The following is an 18,055-nucleotide window of genomic DNA, read 5'->3' as shown; positions in this document are numbered from 1 at the left end:
CATCCCATGAGTCAGATGAGCTTTTCCGATTTCGAGTACGCCGGTAAGCGCAAGCAAACCCGTCGCGAGCGTTTCCTGGCCGAGATGGAGCAGGTGGTTCCGTGGAGCGGGTTGGTAGCGTTGATCGAGCCTCACTACCCAAAGGCTGGCGGTGGCCGCAAGCCGTATCCACTGGAAACCATACTGCGCATTCACCTGCTGCAGAACGGGTTCTCGTTGAGCGATCCAGCCATGGAAGAGGCGCTGTACGAGATTACTTCGATGCGCCAGTTTGCTCGTCTGACGCTCAGCGCTCCGATCCCCGAAGACACGACGATCATGAATTTCCGGCACCTGCTGGAGAAGCATCAGTTGGCGGCGGGCATTCTGGAAACCATCAACAATTACCGGCGAGACAAGGGCCTGTCGTTGCGCCAGGGCACCATTGTCGACGCCACCATCATCCACGCACCCAGTTCGACCAAGAACAAGGAAGGCAAACGCGATCCTGAGATGCATCAGACGAAGAAAGGTAACCAATATTTCTTTGGCATGAAGGCGCACATCGGTGCAGATGCCGAGTCGGGTCTGGTGCACCACGTCCACGGCACAGCGGCGAATGTCGCCGATGTAACGGAGGTCGCTCACCTGTTGCATGGCGATGAAAATGTTATCTGTGCCGACGCGGGTTATACCGGCGCGGAGAAGCGGCCGGAGCATGACGGCCGGCCGGTGATCTGGCAGATTGCGGCTCGTCGCAGCACCTATAAACACTTGAACAAACGCAGCGTGCTCTACAAAGCCAAACGCAAGATCGAGAAGGTCAAAGCACAGACGCGAGCGAAGGTCGAACATCCATTCCGTGTGATCAAGCGCCAATTTGGTTATGTGAAAACCCGCTTCCGTGGCTTGGCCAAGAACACGGCGCAACTGACCACGCTGTTTGCCCTGTCGAATCTGTGGATGGTGCGCCGGCAATTATTGCCTGCTGCGGGAGAGGTGCGCCCGTGAGGGCAGAAAACCAAGGCTGTGCCTTGGTTATCCAATAATCAGCGGCTGAAAATCGGGCGTTTCGGCATCCCCAAGCCGTCCATTTCCGGTTGAGGAGCAACTTGTTCGGAGTTTCCTTAGGTGGCGGTTTCTTTACAGGTGGAGGAAACAATAAAGACATAATACTTGACCAACGAGGGGAGTGGCGTGAATGGATGGGCGCTCGATACAGCGGCCTAAGCGCAGTTGTTACTCCTCATGGTGGCAGTTCAGTAGTTGCTCATGTGCACTTTAGAGTTTTGAGTTGGCCCATTGATGTAGCCGGCGGTCGGATCTGGGTGCATCCGGCAACGGGGGCACGAGCCGATGGGCGAAGCGTGAACCGAATCTCCTATGCGACGCAAGGTTTCAGTAGATATCAAGAGTGCAGGGTAACCCTTTCCGGGGGCGCGCGGGTGGTGGGGCATCCGGGGAACGTCGTAATTCTCAGGCTGGGGATGGGCAGCGCCACCAATAGCAGAGAGGGCTACGTTGCAATCGATGTAGTTCATTCAAAAGCTGAACCAATTAAATTAACGCTCCAACTCATTAACGCTGGGACCTCTATCGGTGCTTCTTGGGTTCAGCGAACTATCCGGTTTACCTGACCAGCCTTTATAACTTTTCTATCGGCCGCCCTCCGGGGCGGTTTTTTTGTCATGAGTTGTGCGAAGTTGTAACGGTGGTATAACCAAGTGTTTTTCGAGCGTTTTAAAACCTTATAAAGCAATAAGATAAATTGCTTTTGTGAAATATTTTTAGAGTTACAAAGTCGTTTGCCTTCTTGTTGAACACTCGTTTAGTATGGCCTCACGCCCCCCCCATACCCACCACAATAATTCGAGGCCACCCATGACCCCTCCTGCGTCGCTGCTCAGCCAGGTCGAAGCCGGCATTGCCTGGATCACCCTCAACCGCCCCGACCAGCGCAACGCGCTGGACATCCCCAGCCTGAAAAACCTGCATGCCTTGCTCGATGCCCATAACGCCGACCCGGCGGTGCGCGTGGTGGTCTTGACCGGCACCGGCCGCAGCTTCTGCGCAGGCGCCGACCTTGCCGAATGGGCCGAGGCCCAAGCCCGCGGCGCGCTTGAAAGCTACGGCTGGACCGAAACCGCCCATGCCTTGATGCAGCGCCTGCACAGCCTCGACAAACCCACCATCGCCGCCATCAACGGCACCGCCGTCGGCGCCGGCATGGACCTGACCTTGTGCTGCGACCTGCGCATTGCGGCAGCTTCGGCGCGGTTCAAGGCCGGCTACACCAGCATGGCCTACAGCCCGGATGCCGGTGCCAGCTGGCACCTGCCACGGCTGATCGGCAGCGAACAGGCCAAGCGCCTGCTGTTTCTCGATGAGCTGTGGGGGGCCGAGCGCGCCCTGGCGGCCGGGCTGGTGGGCGAGGTGTGCGCCGATGAGCAGTTGCTGGCGGTGACCGCCGAGCTGGCCGGGCGCCTGGCCAATGGCCCGACCTTCGCCTTCGCCCAGACCAAACGGCTGATCTGCGACGGTGCCCAACGCACCCTTGGCGAGCAGCTACAGGCCGAGCTTGCCGCTGGGCTGCTGTGCGGGCGTAGCGAGGATGGCGCCGAAGCGTTGCGCGCTGCCGTCGAAAAGCGCACTGCTAATTTCGTTGGTAAATAAACACTTACAAGCACTTCTTCAGGATCGACTCATGAATTTCCAACTGACCCAAGAACAACAAATGTTGGTGGAAGCGGTACGCAGTTTTGTCGCCAAGGAGTTACTGCCCCATGAGGAGGCCGTCGACCGCGCCGACGAAGTTTCGCCAGAGCTTGCCGCACAGATCCGCGGCAAGGCCATCGCCGCTGGCTTCTACGCCTTCAACATGCCCGAGGAAGTCGGCGGCGGCGGTCTCGATTACCTGTCCCAGGCGCTGATCGAGCGCGAGCTGTCGAAGGTGTCGTGGGCCCTGCATGTGTTTGTCGCGCGGCCGTCGAAGATCCTCATGGCCTGCAAGGACGAACAGATCAACGATTACCTGCTGCCGTGCATCCAGGGCGAGAAGACCGACTGCTTTGCCCTTACCGAGCCGGGCGCCGGCTCCGATGCCAATGCGATCAAGACCCGCGCCGTGCGCGAGGGTGACAACTTTGTGCTCAACGGCAGCAAGCACTTCATCAGCCATGCCGGGCATGCCGATTTCGCCATCGTCTTTGCCGTCACCGACACCTACGAGCACAACGGCAAGACGCGCAACGCGGTGACCGCCTTTCTGGTCGACCGCGGCACCCCGGGCATGACCATCCGCCGCGGGCCCAAGTGCGTGAGCAACCGCGGTTATCACACCTTCGAGCTGTTCTTCGATGACTGCACGGTGGCGGCCAGCAAAGTGCTGGGTGAAGTCGGCAAGGGTTGGGAAGTGGCCAACGCCTGGCTCACCGCCGGGCGGGTGATGGTCGCCGCTAACTGTGTTGGCCAGGCCCAGCGCGCCCTTGACGTGTCGCTGCAGTGGGCGGCCGACCGCAAGCAGTTCGGCCAGCCGATCGGCACTTACCAGGGTATCTCGTTCAAGCTCGCCGACATGGCCACGCAGATTCGCGCCGCCGAGCTGTTGACCCTGCACACGGCCTGGAAGATGGACCAGGGCACGATGACCGATGGCGAGGCCGGCATGGCCAAGCTGTTTGCCAGTGAAGTGCTCGGCAAGGTTGCCGACGAGGCGGTGCAGATCTACGGCGGCATGGGCCTGATGGATGAAGGCCCGGTCGAGCGGATCTGGCGCAATGCGCGCATTGAGCGGGTCTGGGAGGGCACCTCGGAGATCCAGCGGCACATCATTTCCCGTGAACTGCTGCGCCCGCTGTTGCGCTGATCAGGAGCCTGCTCATGTTACGAGACAATCTCAAACGTCTGCTCGCCCCGCGTCACCTGGCGTTCGTCGGCGGGCGCAGCATGGCCCGGGCGCTCAAACGCTGCGCCGAGGGCGGTTACCAAGGGCCGATGTGGCTGGTCAACCCGCAGCACGACAGCCTCGACGGCGTGCCGTGCGTGCGCAGCGTCGCCGAGCTGCCCTGTGCGCCGGATGCGGTATTTATCGCCACCAACCGCGAGCTGACCCTGACCTGCGTGGCCGAGCTGGCCGCCAAGGGTGCCGGCGGAGCGATCTGCTACGCCTCGGGCTTTGCCGAAACCGGCGCCGAAGGCCTGGCCCTGCAGCAGCAACTGCTCAAGGCTGCCGGCCACATGGCGCTGCTGGGCCCCAACTGCTATGGCCTGCTCGACTACCTGCACAGCTCGGCGCTGTGGCCGGTGGCCCATGGCGGCAAGGCGGTGGAGAAGGGCGTGGCGGTGCTGACCCAGAGCGGCAACTTTGCCTACAACCTGTCCATGAGCGACCGCTCGCTGCCGGTGGCCTACATGGCCTCGGTGGGCAACCAGGCGCAGATCGGCATCGCCGAACTGATGGACGCGCTGCTCGATGAGCCGCGGGTGACTGCCATCGGCCTGCACCTGGAAGGCCTGAAGAACGTGCCGGGCTTTGCCCGCGCCGCGCACAAGGCGCTGCAGCTGGGTATCCCGATCATCGCCCTGAAAACCGGGGTGTCGCAAATCGGTGCGGAACTGGCGCTGAGCCACACCAGCTCGCTGTCCGGCTCCGATGCGCTGTACGACAGCCTGTTCGAGCGCCTGGGGGTGATCCGCGTCAGCGGCCCGGTGAGCTTTGTCGAAACCCTCAAGGCCGCTGCCTGCGGCCACTTGCCCAAGGGCGGCAGCCTGATCGCCCTGGCTTGCTCCGGTGGCGATGCCGGGCTGATCGCCGACTATGCCGAACGCAACGATCTGAGCCTGCCGAAGCTGGAAGACGGCCAGGTCCGCGAGCTGGCCCAGGTGCTGCCAACCTATGCCAACCTGGTCAACCCGCTGGACTTCACCACGGCGATCTGGGGCGATGCCGCCGCGCTTGAGCGCATGCTCGACAGCGCCCTGCGCACCGAGGCCGATGCCGCCATGCTGGTGCTCGACTACCCGGCCGAGTTTACCGGCGAGCGCAAGGAGTGTGACCTGCTGCTGGAGCTGTACTGCGCGGCGCTCAAGCGTCATGGCAAGAGCGGTTTTGTCACCTCGGCCTTGCCTGAACTGCTGCCGGCCGTTGCCCGCGAGCGCCTGCATGCCCATGGCATCGCCGCGTTGCAGGGCGTCGAGGACGGCCTGGCGGCCTGGGGGCGGATTGCCGCTTACCAGGGCAAACGCCAGGCGCTGCTGGCGCTGGGCGAGTCGGCGTTGCCGCCGCTGTGCCCGCAGGCGCTGCAGGGCGAGGGCACACTGCTCAACGAGTGGCAATCCAAGCAAGCCTTGCTGGCGTTCGGCCTGCCGGTGCCCACGGGCGTGTTGAGCACCCCGGAACAGGCACTCAAGGATGCTGAAAGCGTTGGCTACCCGCTGGTGCTCAAGGCGGTCAGTGCGCAACTGCCGCACAAGACCGAAGCCGGTGCCGTCGCCCTCAACCTGCGCGACGCCCAGGCCCTGGGCGCGGCGCTGGAACAGATGCGTACGCGGATTGCGGCCTATGCGCCCGGTGTAGCGTTCGACCAGGTGCTGCTCGAACCCATGGCCAGCGCGCCGCTGGCCGAGCTGATCGTCGGTATCAAGCGCGAGAACGACTTCGGCCTGGCCCTGGTGATCGGTGCCGGCGGCATCCTCGTCGAGCTGCTCAAGGACAGCAAGAGCCTGTTGCTGCCGACCACCGACGGCGCCATCCGCAAGGCCGTGCTCGGCCTGCGCAGCGCCGCCTTGCTCCAGGGCTTTCGCGGCCGCGAGGCAGCTGACCTGGAGGCGCTGGTGGCAGCGATCCGTGCGGTCGCCGACTACGCCTGCGAAAACGCCGCGCAATTGCTGGAACTGGATGTGAACCCATTAATGGTCAGTGCCCAGGGCACCACCGCGGTCGATGCGTTGATTCGCCTCGGCCAGGTATAAGGAGATGAACATGCACAACAGCCCATTGACCGGTGGCCAGGCCCTGGTGCGCCTGTTGGCCAACTACGGCGTCGATACCGTGTTCGGCATTCCCGGGGTGCACACCCTGGAGTTGTACCGTGGCCTGCCCGGCAGCGGCATCCGCCACGTGCTGACCCGCCATGAACAGGGCGCAGGCTTCATGGCCGACGGTTATGCGCGGGTCAGCGGCAAGCCTGGGGTGTGCTTCGTCATCACCGGCCCCGGCGTCACCAACGCCGCCACCGCCATCGGCCAGGCCTATGCCGACTCGATCCCGATGCTGGTGATTTCCAGCGTCAACCACACCGCGAGCCTCGGCAAAGGCTGGGGCTGCCTGCACGAAACCCAGGACCAGCGCGCCATGACCGCGCCGATCACGGCGTTTTCCGCCGTGGCCCTGAGCGCCGAGGACCTGCCTGAACTGATCGCCCGTGCCTACGCGGTGTTCGACAGCGAACGCCCGCGCCCGGTGCATATCTCGGTGCCGCTGGATGTGCTGGCCGCACCGGTCGCCCGCGACTGGAGCACTGAAGTGGTGCGCCGCCCGGGCCGGGGCGTGCCGGCCAGCAGCGTGCTGGATCAGGCTGCCGGCAAACTGGCAGGTGCCAGGCGGCCGATGATCATCGCCGGTGGCGGCGCCCTGGCCGCTGCGCAGGAGCTGCAACAGCTGAGCACCCGCCTGGCCGCGCCGCTGTTCACCAGCGTTGCCGGCAAAGGCCTGCTGGCGCCGGATGCGCCGCTCAATGCCGGTTCGTCCTTGTGCGTGGCGCCGGGCTGGCAACTGATCGCCGAGGCCGATGTGATCCTCGCGGTCGGCACTGAAATGGCCGACACCGATTTCTGGCGTGAACGGCTGCAGCTCAACGGCGAGTTGCTGCGGGTGGATATCGATCCGCGCAAGTTCAACGACTTCTACCCCTGCGCGGTGGCTTTGCAAGGCGATGCCCGGCAAACCGTCGCCGCCTTGCTCGAGCGTTTGCCGCACGCGCCGCGCGATGCTGGCGCCGCCATGGATGCCGTCGCCAGCCTACGCCAGGCGGTCAAGGCCAGCCACGGCCCGCTGCAGGCGATCCACCAGGCGATCCTTGGCCGGGTCGCGGCCGAGCTGCCGGCCAACGCCTTTATCAGCACCGACATGACCCAACTGGCCTACACCGGCAACTATGCCTATGCCAGCCGGGCCCCGCGCAGTTGGCTGCACCCGACCGGTTACGGCACCCTCGGTTACGGCTTGCCCGCCGGTATCGGCGGCATGTTCGCCACTGAGGACCGCCCGGGCCTGGTGCTGGTCGGCGATGGCGGCTTCCTCTACACCGCCCAGGAACTGGCCACCGCGGTCGAAGAGCTGGAGCGCCCGCTTGTGGTACTGCTATGGAACAACGATGCCCTGGGACAGATTCGCGACGACATGCTCGGTTTGGATATCGAACCGATCGGCGTGCTGCCGCGCAACCCGGACTTCATCGGCCTGGCCCGGGCCTTTGGTTGCAGCGTGGCGCAGCCGCAAAACCTGGATGACCTGCAACGGGAACTGCGCAGCGGCTTTGCCCGCAACGGCGTAACCCTGATCGAGCTCAAGCACGCTTGCGCGCGCTGAACTTCAACCGCTTTTTTGGGAGACTGCCATGCGCTTTTCCGATCTGACCCAACGTATCGCCGGGGACGGCGCCGCCGCCTGGGACATCCATTACCGCGCCCTGGAACTGCTGGACAAAGGCGAAGACGTGCTGCTGCTGTCGGTTGGCGATCCGGATTTCGACACCCCGGCGCCGATCGTCCAGGCCGCCATCGACAGCCTGCACAACGGCCACACCCATTATGCCGACGTGCGCGGCAAGCTGGCCCTGCGCCAGGCCATTGCCCGCCGCCATCAGCAGCGCAGCGGCCAGCCGACCGGCGCCGATCAGGTGACGGTGCTGGCCGGGGCCCAGTGCGCGCTGTTCTGCGTGGCCCAGTGCGTGCTCAACCCTGGCGATGAAGTGATCGTCGCCGAGCCCATGTACGTCACCTATGAGGCGGTGTTCGGCGCCTGTGGCGCCACGGTGATCCCGGTACCGGTGCGCCCGGAGCACGGCTTCCGGGTGCAGGCCGAAGATGTCGCCGCGCGCATCACCCCCAAGACCCGCGCCCTGGCCCTGAACAGCCCGCACAACCCCTCCGGCGCCAGCCTGCCGCGCAGTACCTGGGAGGCGCTGGCCGAGTTGTGCATTGCCCATGACCTGTGGATGATCTGCGATGAGGTCTACAGCGAGCTGCTGTACGACGGCGAACACATCAGCCCCGGCAGCCTGCCGGGCATGGCCGAGCGCACGGCGACCCTCAACAGCCTGTCCAAGTCCCATGCCATGACTGGCTGGCGGGTCGGCTGGGTAGTGGGCTCGCCAGCGCTGGCCACGCACCTGGAGAACCTGGCACTGTGCATGCTCTATGGCTCGCCGGATTTCATCCAGGATGCGGCGGTAGTAGCGCTGGAGCAGCAATTGCCGGAGCTGGCAGCCATGCGCGAAGCCTACCGCCAGCGCCGCGACCTGGTCTGTGAGTGCCTGGCCGACTGCCCGGGCCTGCGTGCGCTCAAGCCCGATGGCGGCATGTTCGTGATGGTCGATATCCGTGAAACCGGCCTCAGCGCCCAGGCGTTCTCGAATCGCCTGCTCGATCACCATGGCGTGTCGGTGCTCGCTGGTGAAGCCTTCGGCCCCAGCGCCGCCGGGCATATCCGCCTGGGCCTGGTGCTCGGCGCCGAACCGCTGCGCGAGGCCTGCCAGCGCATTGCCCGTTGCGCGGCTGAGCTGATGGAGGGTAAAGCCCATGCGTGACTATCCGCGGCTGTTTATCGATGGCAGCTGGCAGGTGCCGTCGGGCCAGGGCCTGGCCGAAGTGATCAACCCGGCCACCGAAGCAGTGGCAGGCCGGGTGCCGCTGGGCGACGAGCAAGACGTCAACCGGGCGGTGGCAGCGGCGCGCAACGCCTTTGGCCGCTGGTCGCAAACCCCGTCGAGCGTGCGCGCCGGCTACATTCGCGCCCTGGCCGAACAGCTCAAGGCCCGCGCCGATGAGATGGCGGCCGTCATCACCCGCGAGCTGGGCATGCCGGTGCAGTGGTGCCGGGCGGTGCAGGTCGATGGGCCGATTGTCGGCCTTGAGCAGTACATCGAACTGGCCGGGCTGATGGACGAGGTACGTGAAGTCGGCAACTCGCGGGTGGTGCGCGAGGCGGTCGGTGTCTGCGCCTTCATCAACCCCTGGAACTACCCCCTGCACCAGTTGATCGGCAAACTGGCCCCGGCGTTGGCCGCCGGTTGCACGGTGGTGGTCAAACCGAGCCAGGAAACCCCGCTGCACGCGTTTTTGCTGGCCGAGATGATCGAATCCATCGGCTTGCCGGCCGGGGTGTTCAACCTGGTCAGCGGGCCGGGGGCCAAGGTCGGTGAGGCGCTGGCCCGTCACCCGCAGGTGGACATGGTCTCGTTCACTGGCTCCACCGGTGCCGGCGTGCGCGTGGCTCAGGCCGCGGCGCCGACGGTCAAGCGCGTGTGCCTGGAACTGGGTGGCAAGTCGCCGCTGCTGATCACCGCCGATGCCGACCTCGACGCCGCGGTGCGTTATGGCGTGCAGGACGTGATGATCAACTCCGGGCAGACCTGCACGGCCCTGACTCGCATGCTGTTGCCGGCCAGCCGCTATGAAGAGGCCGTGGCAATCGCCCTGGATGAAACCCGCCAGCTGGTCATGGGCGACCCGCAAGACCCGAACAGCTTCCTCGGACCCATGTGTTCGGCGGCGCAGCGGCGTACCGTGCTGGACTACATCCGCATCGGCCAGGAGGAGGGCGCACGGCTGCTGTGTGGCGGTGACACGGGGCCGGGCTTTGAGCGCGGCTTCTATGTGGCGCCGACGCTGTTCGCCGACGTCGATAACCGCATGCGCATTGCCCAGGAAGAGATCTTCGGCCCGGTGCTGTGCCTGATCCCCTATGCCGATGAAGCCCAGGCGCTTGCCCTGGCCAACGACTCACCCTTCGGTTTGTCCAGCGCGGTGTGGGCGGCGGACCGCGAGCGGGCCCTGCAACTGGGCCGGCAATTGCGGGCCGGGCAGTGCTTCGTCAATGGCGCGGGGTTCAATTACCAGGCGCCGTTTGGCGGCTACAAGCAGTCGGGCAACGGCCGCGAGTGGGGCGAGGAAGGCCTGGCCGAGTTCGTCGAAGTTAAAGCGATTCAGTGCTGATAAGCCTGAAGGCGTCCCGTATTGCTGTGCACACCGTTTAAGGACTCCCCATGAATGTACTGATCGTTCACGCTCACCCCGAGCCGCAATCCTTTACCGCCACCTTGCGTGACCAGGCTATCGAAACCTTCACCGCCCAGGGCCATCAGGTGCAGGTCAGCGACCTGTACGCGATGAACTGGAACCCGGTGGCCAGCGCCGATGACTTCGTCAGCCGCGAGAACCCCGATTACCTGGTGTATGCCCTGGAGCAGCGCCTGGGGGTCAAGAGTCAATCGATTGCCGCCGACATCCAGCAGGAGCTGGACAAGCTGTTGTGGGCCGACCTGCTGGTGCTCAACTTCCCGATCTTCTGGTTCTCGGCACCGGCCATGCTCAAGGGCTGGATCGACCGGGTGCTGGTCTCGGGGGTGTGCTATGGCGGCAAACGCTTTTACGACCAGGGCGGGTTGGTGGGCAAGAAGGCGCTGGTGACCGTGACCCTGGGCGGGCGCGAGCACATGTTTGGCGACGGGGCGATTCACGGGCCGCTGCAAGACATGCTGCGGCCGATTTTGCGCGGCACCCTGGCGTACGTTGGCTTCGAGGTGCTGGAGCCGTTTGTGGCCTGGCATGTGCCATATATCAGCGATGAGGCGCGCAAGGACTTCTTGCGTAGCTACCGGCAGCGCCTGGCGCATTTGTCCGATGACCAGCCGCTGGAGTTTCCGCGCCTGGCGCAGTTTGATGAGGCGTTGTATCCGTTGGCTTGAGGGCCTCATCGCGGGGCAAGCCCGCTCCCACAGGTACTGTGGGAGCGGGCTTGCCCCGCGATAAAAACGACACCTACCCATTCGGGGTATGGTCCCCATTACCGGCTCCCTCGATAGTAACCCCGTCGGCTCACACCGAGCAGATCCTGGTGACACGACGGAGTGGCTATGCGAAAGACACTGAAGGTGATTTCCAGTCTGTTGCTCGCGCCCCTGGCAACAGCGGCGCTCGCCGCCGAGGGAGAGGCGGCCAACACACTCAGGCTGTACAACTGGACGGATTACATCGGCGAAACGACCCTCGCCGACTTTGAAACAGCCACCGGCATCAAGGTGATCTACGACACCTTCGACGGCTACGAAACGGTGCAGACCAAACTGCTGACCGGGCGCTCGGGCTACGACCTGGTGGTACTCAACGCCTCCCTGGTACCGCCGCTGATCAAGGCGCAGGTGTTCCAGCCGCTGGACAAAACGCAGCTGCCAAGCTGGAGCAATCTCGACCCGCAGGTCGTGAGCAACCTGCAAGGCTACGACCCGGGCCTTGCCTACTCGGCACCCTACACCTGGGGCAGTTCCGGGGTGACCTACAACGTCGACAAGATCAAGGCACGCATGCCCGACGCGCCCATCGGTTCGCTGGCCATGCTCTTTGACCCCAAGATTGTCTCGCGCTTTGCCGACTGCGGCGTGACCCTGATGGACGCGCCCAGCGAAGTGATCCCGCTGGCCCTCAAGTACCTGGGGCGCGACCCCAACAGCGCCACAGCCGATGACCTTGAAGCCGCCCAGGCGCTGCTGCTCGGCGTGCGGCCATTCATCAAGAAATTCGACTCGGTCAATTACCTGACCAGCCTGCCCAATGGCGATACCTGCCTGGCCCTGACCTGGTCCGGCGACTACGCCACCGCACAGGCGCGGGCAGAGGAGGCGAACAAGCCCATCAAGCTGGCGTTCTTCATCCCCCAGGAAGGCTCGCTGATCTGGTTCGACAACTTGTACCTGCCCAGCGACGCGCCGCACGCGGCCAACGCCCATCGCTTCATCGAGTTTTTGCTGCAGCCGCAGAACATCGCCAAGGTCACCAACTACATCCATTACGCCAACAGCAACGCCGCCGCCACGGCGCTGGTGCAGGCCGAGATTCGTGACGACCCGGCGATCTACCCGGACGCCGCCACCCGCCAGCGCCTGTTCGCGCAGAAGACCCAGAGCGGCAAGGACATGCGCGCCATTACCCGGGTCTGGAGCACGGTCAAGACCGGTAGCTGATTGCCATTTTCCCCTCGCCAAGGACACTGCCATGGCCACCCCAAACAAAACCTTTTCAGCACCCGCCGCCAATGATTGCCTGGTGGCGGCCGACAAAGCCCACTACATGCACGGTTACCACGTGTTCGATGAGCACGCCGAACACGGTGCGCTGAACATCGTCGAAGGCCAGGGCGCCTATATCTACGACACCGATGGCCAGCGCTTGCTCGATGCCGTCGGCGGCATGTGGTGCACCAACATCGGCCTGGGCCGTGAAGAGATGGCCCTGGCCATCGCCGACCAGGTGCGCCAGTTGGCCTATTCCAACCCGTTCTCGGACATGGCCAACAACGTCGCCATCGAACTGTGCGCAAAACTCGCCAGCCTCGCTCCGGGCGATCTCGATCACGTGTTCCTCACCACCGGCGGCTCGACGGCGGTCGATACCGCCTACCGGCTGATCCAGTACTACCAGAACTGCCGCGCCAAGCCGCACAAAAAGCACGTGATCGCCCGCTACAACGCCTATCACGGCTCCACTTGCCTGACCATGTCGATCGGCAACAAGGCCGCCGACCGCGTGCCCGAGTTCGACTATGGCCATGAGTTGATCCACCACGTCTCCAACCCCAACCCGTACCGGGCGCCGGATGGCATGGACGAGGCGGCGTTTCTCGACTTTCTGGTGGCCGAGTTCGAAGACAAGATCCTGTCCTTGGGCGCCGACAACGTCGCGGCGTTCTTTGCCGAGCCGATCATGGGCTCGGGCGGGGTGATCATCCCGCCCAAGGACTACTTCCTGCGCATGTGGCAGGTGTGCCAGTCCTACGACATCCTCTTCGTTGCCGACGAGGTGGTGACGTCCTTTGGCCGCCTGGGCAAGTTTTTTGCCTCGCAGGCGCTGTTCGGCGTGCAGCCGGACATCATCACCACCGCCAAGGGCCTGACCTCGGCCTATTTGCCGCTGGGCGCGTGCATCTTCTCCGAGCGCATCTGGAAGGTCATCGCCGAGCCGGGCAAGGGCCGCTGCTTTACCCACGGTTTTACCTACAGCGGCCACCCTGTGTGCTGCACCGCGGCGTTGAAAAACATCGAGATCATCGAGCGGGAGAACCTGCTGGCCCATGTCGATGAGGTCGGCGGCTACCTGGAGCAGCGCCTGCAGAGCCTGGCCGGGCTGCCGCTGGTGGGCGAGGTGCGCTGCATGAAGCTGATGGCCTGTGTCGAATTCGTTGCCGACAAGCGCAGCAAGGCGCTGTTTGCCGATGAGGTCAACATCGGCGAGCGCATCCACCGCCGGGCCCAGGCCAAGGGCTTGCTGGTACGGCCGATCATGCACCTGAACGTGATGTCGCCGCCGCTGATCATCACCCATGCCCAGGTGGACGAGATCGTTGAGACCTTGCGTCAGTGCATTGTCGAAACGGCAGAAGAACTGGTCAGTGAAGGCCTGTGGGAGCGGGCTTGACCCGCGATGAGGCTAGTCCATTCAATGCATCAAGTGTTGGCTGGACTACGACCGCTTCGCGCTCGATCGCGGGTCGAGCCCGCTCCCACAGGTCCGGCTACACAAACCCGCTGTGGGAGCCTAGACTGCCGGGCATGAGCCGAGCCACCGCCGACACCCCGATCTGCCTGTCTTTCTCTGCCCTGCAGCAATGGCATGCAGCGCTGCAGCACGCCTTTGCCCGCAGTCACGAGACGGACGCCCTGGCAACCCTCGCCGCCGCCCTGAGCCAGTTGGTGGCGGTCGAGTCGATGATGATCAGCCTCGAACGCCAGGGCCAGCCGCCGCAGCTGCTCTACCAGCAAGGCATCCCCGAGCGTTACCGCGATGCGATCCTCAACCGCTACTTCACCGCCGGTTACCTGCTCGACCCGTTCTGCCTGGCGGTGGAGAAGGGCCTGGCGCAAGGCTTTTACCACCTGCAGGAGATCGCCCCGGACCACTTCTTCGACAGTGACTACTACAAGACCTACTACCTGGGCACGGGCTGCACCGAAGACAGCTACTACATCGTCGACATCGACCCACACAGCAAGATCTCCCTGAGCCTGTTCCAGGGCTACGGCGCCAGCCCCCTGAGCGTTGAGCAACTGCACCTGCTGCAGGCGGTGGAGCCGATGGTGCGTGAACTGATCAGCCGCTTCGCCCAGCACGGCCTTGCGCAAACCCGCGAAGCGGATAGCCAGGGCAGCGTCCAGGCGGCCTTCGACAGCTTTGGCTGCCAGGTGCTGACCGAGCGCGAGCGCGAAGTGGCGCAGATGATCCTGCGCGGTCACTCGGTGAAGTCCACCGCCGGCGAAATGGGCATCTCCCCGGAAACCGTGCGCATGCACCGCAAGAACCTCTACCTTAAACTGGAGATAAACTCCCAGTCCGAGCTGTTTGCGCGCTTTATCGACTGGTTGCGCCAAGGCTGACCCTCGGCCTTGTGGAGGCCCTGATGAACCGCACTACCGCGCAGCACCTGCAGGCCTTGAGCCGCGACGGCTTCGTGGTGTTGCCGGGCGTGCTCGACAGCGCGCAGGTCAACCTGCTGCGTCACGCCATCGACCGGCTCAAAGCGTTTCACTGGGATTACAGCGGCGGCCTGATCGAGCACTACAAGTGTGTGTTCAACCGCGACCCGCTGTGGCTGGCGTTCCTCGATCTGCCCGGGGTGATCGAACTGGCCGAGGCGGCGTTGGGTGAGGATTGCCATATCATCGGCCAGACCGCCTGGCGCTGCCATCCGGGTTACCAGGGCATGCCGTTGCACCTGGACTACCTGATGATGGAGGCCGCCCCGGCGCTGATGGCCGACCCGGCCTTTGAGCTGCCGATGCAGATCTGCACCGTGCAGTTGTACCTGGATGACATCGACGCCGACCTGTGCCCGACCCGGGTGATTGCCGGGAGCCACAGGGCAGGGCGCGCGCCACGCAAGGATGAGCACAGCTGGCAGGGCCGTCCCCCGCAGCCGGTGCTGTGCCAGGCCGGCGACGCCCTGGTGTTTCGCAGCGAGCTGTGGCACGCCGGTAGCGACAACCGCAGCGCAGAGCGCAGCCGTTACATGTTGCAGGTGCACTACGGCCGACGCATGGTCGCGCAAAAATTTTCGCCCTACCTGCACTTTCAGTTCAACCCGGCGGTGCTGGCCGCCGCCACGCCGCGCCAGCGCCGCTTGCTCGGCGACCACGCCGAAGCCGAGTACGACTGAAGCTCAAGCCGCGCCGCGGATCGCCAGCACGTTGCACAAGCGCTGTTCCAGCACGTGCTCGGTGGTGCTGCCGGTCAGGCGTTCGAGCAGCTTGCGCGGGTGGTTGCCCATCACCAGCACGTCGGCGCGGCTGTGGCTGACGAACTCGGCGATGCTGCGAGTAATAGGCGCCGACAGAAAGTGCTGGCGCTCAACCGGTACCGCGTGGCGCTCGGCCAAGCGCTCGAAGGCTTTGTGAATCGACTTGCGCACATCATCGCCAAAGCCCGGCATGGTCACGGTGCCAGCACCGAAGTCGGCCATGTGGGTGTGGGCGCTGTCGCACACATGCAACAGGTGCAACTCGGCGCTGCATTGGCGAGCCAGGTCGGCTGCGGCCTGGATCACGCTTTCATTGAGGTCGCTGTGCGGGTGTTCGGGGTGGGTCGGGTCGACAGCGGCGACAACGATGCGCGGCAGCGGGCAATGCACGTCGGTGACCAGGTGCACCGGGCACGGGCACTCGCGCAGCAGTTGCCAGTCCAGCGGCGCCACCACCAGGCGCTTGAGCAGGGCTTCGTGGTGTACATCCTTGATCAGCAGGTCCGGGCCGATTTCGGCCACCTGGGTCAGTACCGCTTGCAGCACGTCCCGGGCCAGGATCACGTCGGTGGTGACGCGGATGCCGTTTTCATGCAGTAAGGTGGCTTCATCGGCCAGCCACTGGCGGTTGTCCTGCATCAGCTTGTCCAGGTGCTGCTCGTCGCCGCTCATCAGGCCCAGGGTATCGACCTCGTCGATAAAGGCGCAGATATGCAAGGCGGCGCCCGTGGCGTGCGCCAGGGCGGCGGCACGTTCCAGTGCCGGGGTGTGGCGCAGGTCGCAGCCGACCATCAAGAATAGGCGTTGGTACTGGCTCATGGGCACCTCCGGTAGCGTTGTATTGCCAGCCCCCGTGCTTGAAGTCTAGTCCATGGTGCTGCCCGAAGCGCCTGGCGGCTCCAGTGCAGGCTCCTCGGCCGGGCTGTCGGCGGCCAGCGGCTGCGCCACCCAGCTCATGAACAGCTCGTAGCCCACGGCCAGCACCACCGGGCCGATGAACAGGCCGATGATGCCGTTGGTCAGCATGCCGCCAAGCGCCCCGATCAGCACCACCGGCATCGGCACGGCAACCCCGCGGCCCAGCAGCAACGGTTTGAGGACGTTGTCGCACAGCCCGGCGAGCAAGGTCCAGATGGCGAAGATCACCGTGCTGACGCCAACCCCGTCATGGGCAAACACGTAGATCACCACCGGCAAGGTAACCAGCAGTACCGGCAGTTGGGTGATGCCCAGCAGCAGTACCAGCAGGGCCAGCACGCCGGCCGCGGGTACGCCCATGACCACCAGGCCGATGCCAACCAGCAGCATCTGCACAAAGGCGATGCCGACCACGCCCTGGGCCACGGCGCGAATGGTCGCGGTGCACAGCGCGGCCAGTTGCTCGCCGCGCTGCGGCCCGGAAATGCGCTTGGCGATGGCCACGGCCGTGCGCTGGCCATTGTCGCCCTTGGCCATGATGACCCCGGCCACCACCAGGGCAACCACGAACACCAGGATGCCCGAGCCGATTCCGGCCAATTGGGTCAGCAAGGTCTTGCTTACGCCCTTGAGGTGTGGGGCCACCTGCGACAGCGCCCAGCTCAGGTCGCTGCTGGCATGGGCCCAGATACCGTACAGCGGCGCGCCGATCAGCGGCCAGTCGCGCACGTTGTCGGGCGGCGGCGGGATTTCGATGTGTTGGTCTTCGAAACCATGGATGCCCTGCTGCACAGTGTCGGCCACCGAAGTACCGAGCAGGCTCAACGGCCCGATCAGGCAGGCCAGGCCAATGATCACCAGCACCACCGCCGCCCAGCCCGGGCGCCCGCCAAGCCAGCCGCCCAGGCGCTGGTTGAGGGGGTAGAGGGTGATCGCCAGGATCACCGCCCAGAGCATCAGGCTGAGAAACGGTCGGAAGATCTCGAAGCAGAACATCACCAGGGCGGCGATCAGCCCGGCGCGGATCAATACATCGAGCAGTTCCCGGGCAGTGCCCAGGTGGAGTGGGTGATTGTTGGCCATCAGCGTGTCCTCGGGCAGGCAGTCCGGTCTTCAGCGCAGCGCCGGGCAACGGCTGGCGCCGCCGCTGGCAGCCTGGCTGACCAGCTCGGTGAAGCGTTTGAGGTTCTGTTGGTGGGCCAGCACCAGATCGTCGATGCTGGTGCCGGCCGGGGTCTGGATCACGCTGCGGCAGTTCAGCACCGCGTTGCCGGCACGCAAGCGCCAGCGGGCATCGAACAGGGCGTATTGCCCCGGCACCGAGTCAAAGCGCTGGACCTCCACGCGCAAGCCCTGGCGCGGTTGGGCAGTGCTGCTGACGAACTGGTTGACCAGGGCATTGCGCAACTCGTCGGCGAGGCTTGCGCCCCACCATTCGGTCTCGAGGATCGCCAGGCCGCTGTTGCCCTGGCGAATCACTACCTGTGGCCGATCGACCTGGGGCGGCACGCTGACCTGCTCCAGCTGGATATCGACGCTGCTGGCTGGCACCGGTTGCTGCGGGATCAGCGTGTGGTAGTGGATCGGGTCGCTGCGGCAGGCGGCCAGCAACACCGCCAGGCTCAACACTGCAAACGGGGAGGCATGCGCCAT

Annotated in this window: 15 protein-coding genes; 12 read left to right on the top strand and 3 right to left on the bottom strand. The window is 64.7% G+C overall.

Going from position 1 to position 18,055, the window contains the following annotated elements; all coding sequences use genetic code 11:
- Nucleotides 1-6 precede the first annotated feature (6 nt).
- The 12 genes from BV82_RS14835 (at nt 7) to BV82_RS14780 (ending at nt 15,403) form a co-directional block, all read left to right on the top strand.
- Entirely contained in the window at nt 7-990 is a 984-nt protein-coding gene (locus BV82_RS14835; RefSeq protein WP_081839715.1) for an IS5 family transposase, read from the top strand.
- An 870-nt stretch (nt 991-1,860) separates the two neighbouring features.
- The gene (locus BV82_RS14830; RefSeq protein WP_036997119.1) at nt 1,861-2,652 is read left to right on the top strand and encodes an enoyl-CoA hydratase/isomerase family protein; all 792 of its coding nucleotides are present in this window, start codon (nt 1,861-1,863) and stop codon (nt 2,650-2,652) included.
- Between the two features lie 31 nt (nt 2,653-2,683).
- Nucleotides 2,684-3,844 carry an acyl-CoA dehydrogenase family protein gene (locus BV82_RS14825; protein ID WP_036997120.1) on the top strand — a complete coding sequence of 387 codons (1,161 nt, stop codon included), beginning with the start codon at nt 2,684-2,686 and terminating at the stop codon, nt 3,842-3,844.
- Between the two features lie 14 nt (nt 3,845-3,858).
- Nucleotides 3,859-5,949 carry an acetate--CoA ligase family protein gene (locus BV82_RS14820; RefSeq protein WP_036997121.1) on the top strand — a complete coding sequence of 697 codons (2,091 nt, stop codon included), beginning with the start codon at nt 3,859-3,861 and terminating at the stop codon, nt 5,947-5,949.
- 10 nt (nt 5,950-5,959) lie between these two features.
- Entirely contained in the window at nt 5,960-7,567 is a 1,608-nt protein-coding gene (locus BV82_RS14815) for a 5-guanidino-2-oxopentanoate decarboxylase (RefSeq protein WP_215444964.1), read from the top strand.
- Nucleotides 7,568-7,595: 28 nt separating this feature from the next.
- Nucleotides 7,596-8,786, top strand: a complete 1,191-nt coding sequence (locus BV82_RS14810) for a pyridoxal phosphate-dependent aminotransferase (protein ID WP_036997124.1) — start codon at nt 7,596-7,598, stop codon at nt 8,784-8,786.
- Nucleotides 8,779-10,194 carry an aldehyde dehydrogenase family protein gene (locus BV82_RS14805; protein WP_036997126.1) on the top strand — a complete coding sequence of 472 codons (1,416 nt, stop codon included), beginning with the start codon at nt 8,779-8,781 and terminating at the stop codon, nt 10,192-10,194. Before BV82_RS14810 ends, BV82_RS14805 begins: the two co-directional genes overlap by 8 nt.
- Before the next feature lie 50 nt (nt 10,195-10,244).
- Entirely contained in the window at nt 10,245-10,946 is a 702-nt protein-coding gene (locus BV82_RS14800; protein ID WP_036997127.1) for an NAD(P)H-dependent oxidoreductase, read from the top strand.
- Between the two features lie 168 nt (nt 10,947-11,114).
- The gene (locus tag BV82_RS14795; protein WP_036997128.1) at nt 11,115-12,218 is read left to right on the top strand and encodes a polyamine ABC transporter substrate-binding protein; all 1,104 of its coding nucleotides are present in this window, start codon (nt 11,115-11,117) and stop codon (nt 12,216-12,218) included.
- 31 nt (nt 12,219-12,249) lie between these two features.
- Nucleotides 12,250-13,668 carry an aminotransferase gene (locus BV82_RS14790; RefSeq protein WP_010227103.1) on the top strand — a complete coding sequence of 473 codons (1,419 nt, stop codon included), beginning with the start codon at nt 12,250-12,252 and terminating at the stop codon, nt 13,666-13,668.
- A gap of 134 nt (nt 13,669-13,802) precedes the next feature.
- The gene (locus BV82_RS14785; RefSeq protein WP_036997140.1) at nt 13,803-14,624 is read left to right on the top strand and encodes a LuxR family transcriptional regulator; all 822 of its coding nucleotides are present in this window, start codon (nt 13,803-13,805) and stop codon (nt 14,622-14,624) included.
- 23 nt (nt 14,625-14,647) lie between these two features.
- Nucleotides 14,648-15,403: a phytanoyl-CoA dioxygenase family protein gene (locus tag BV82_RS14780; protein WP_036997141.1), complete on the top strand. Its 756-nt coding sequence runs from the start codon at nt 14,648-14,650 to the stop codon at nt 15,401-15,403.
- Between the two features lie 3 nt (nt 15,404-15,406).
- Here BV82_RS14780 and BV82_RS14775 read toward each other — a convergent pair whose 3' ends face one another.
- The 3 genes from BV82_RS14775 to BV82_RS14765 are packed head-to-tail and all read right to left on the bottom strand — an operon-like array spanning nt 15,407 to nt 18,055.
- A complete protein-coding gene (locus BV82_RS14775) occupies nt 15,407-16,303 on the bottom strand; it encodes a universal stress protein (RefSeq protein ID WP_010227106.1) in 897 nt (298 codons plus the stop codon).
- Nucleotides 16,304-16,348: 45 nt separating this feature from the next.
- Complete coding sequence (locus BV82_RS14770) at nt 16,349-17,485, bottom strand: AI-2E family transporter (RefSeq protein ID WP_036997143.1); 1,137 nt, start codon at nt 17,483-17,485, stop codon at nt 16,349-16,351.
- 30 nt (nt 17,486-17,515) lie between these two features.
- Nucleotides 17,516-18,055 carry a PqiC family protein gene (locus BV82_RS14765; RefSeq protein ID WP_036997145.1) on the bottom strand — a complete coding sequence of 180 codons (540 nt, stop codon included), beginning with the start codon at nt 18,053-18,055 and terminating at the stop codon, nt 17,516-17,518.

This window comes from Pseudomonas donghuensis, from assembly GCF_000696345.2.
In the GTDB taxonomy this organism is placed as follows: Bacteria; Pseudomonadota; Gammaproteobacteria; order Pseudomonadales; family Pseudomonadaceae; genus Aquipseudomonas; species Aquipseudomonas donghuensis.
This window is presented reverse-complemented; position numbering and strand designations above follow the sequence as displayed.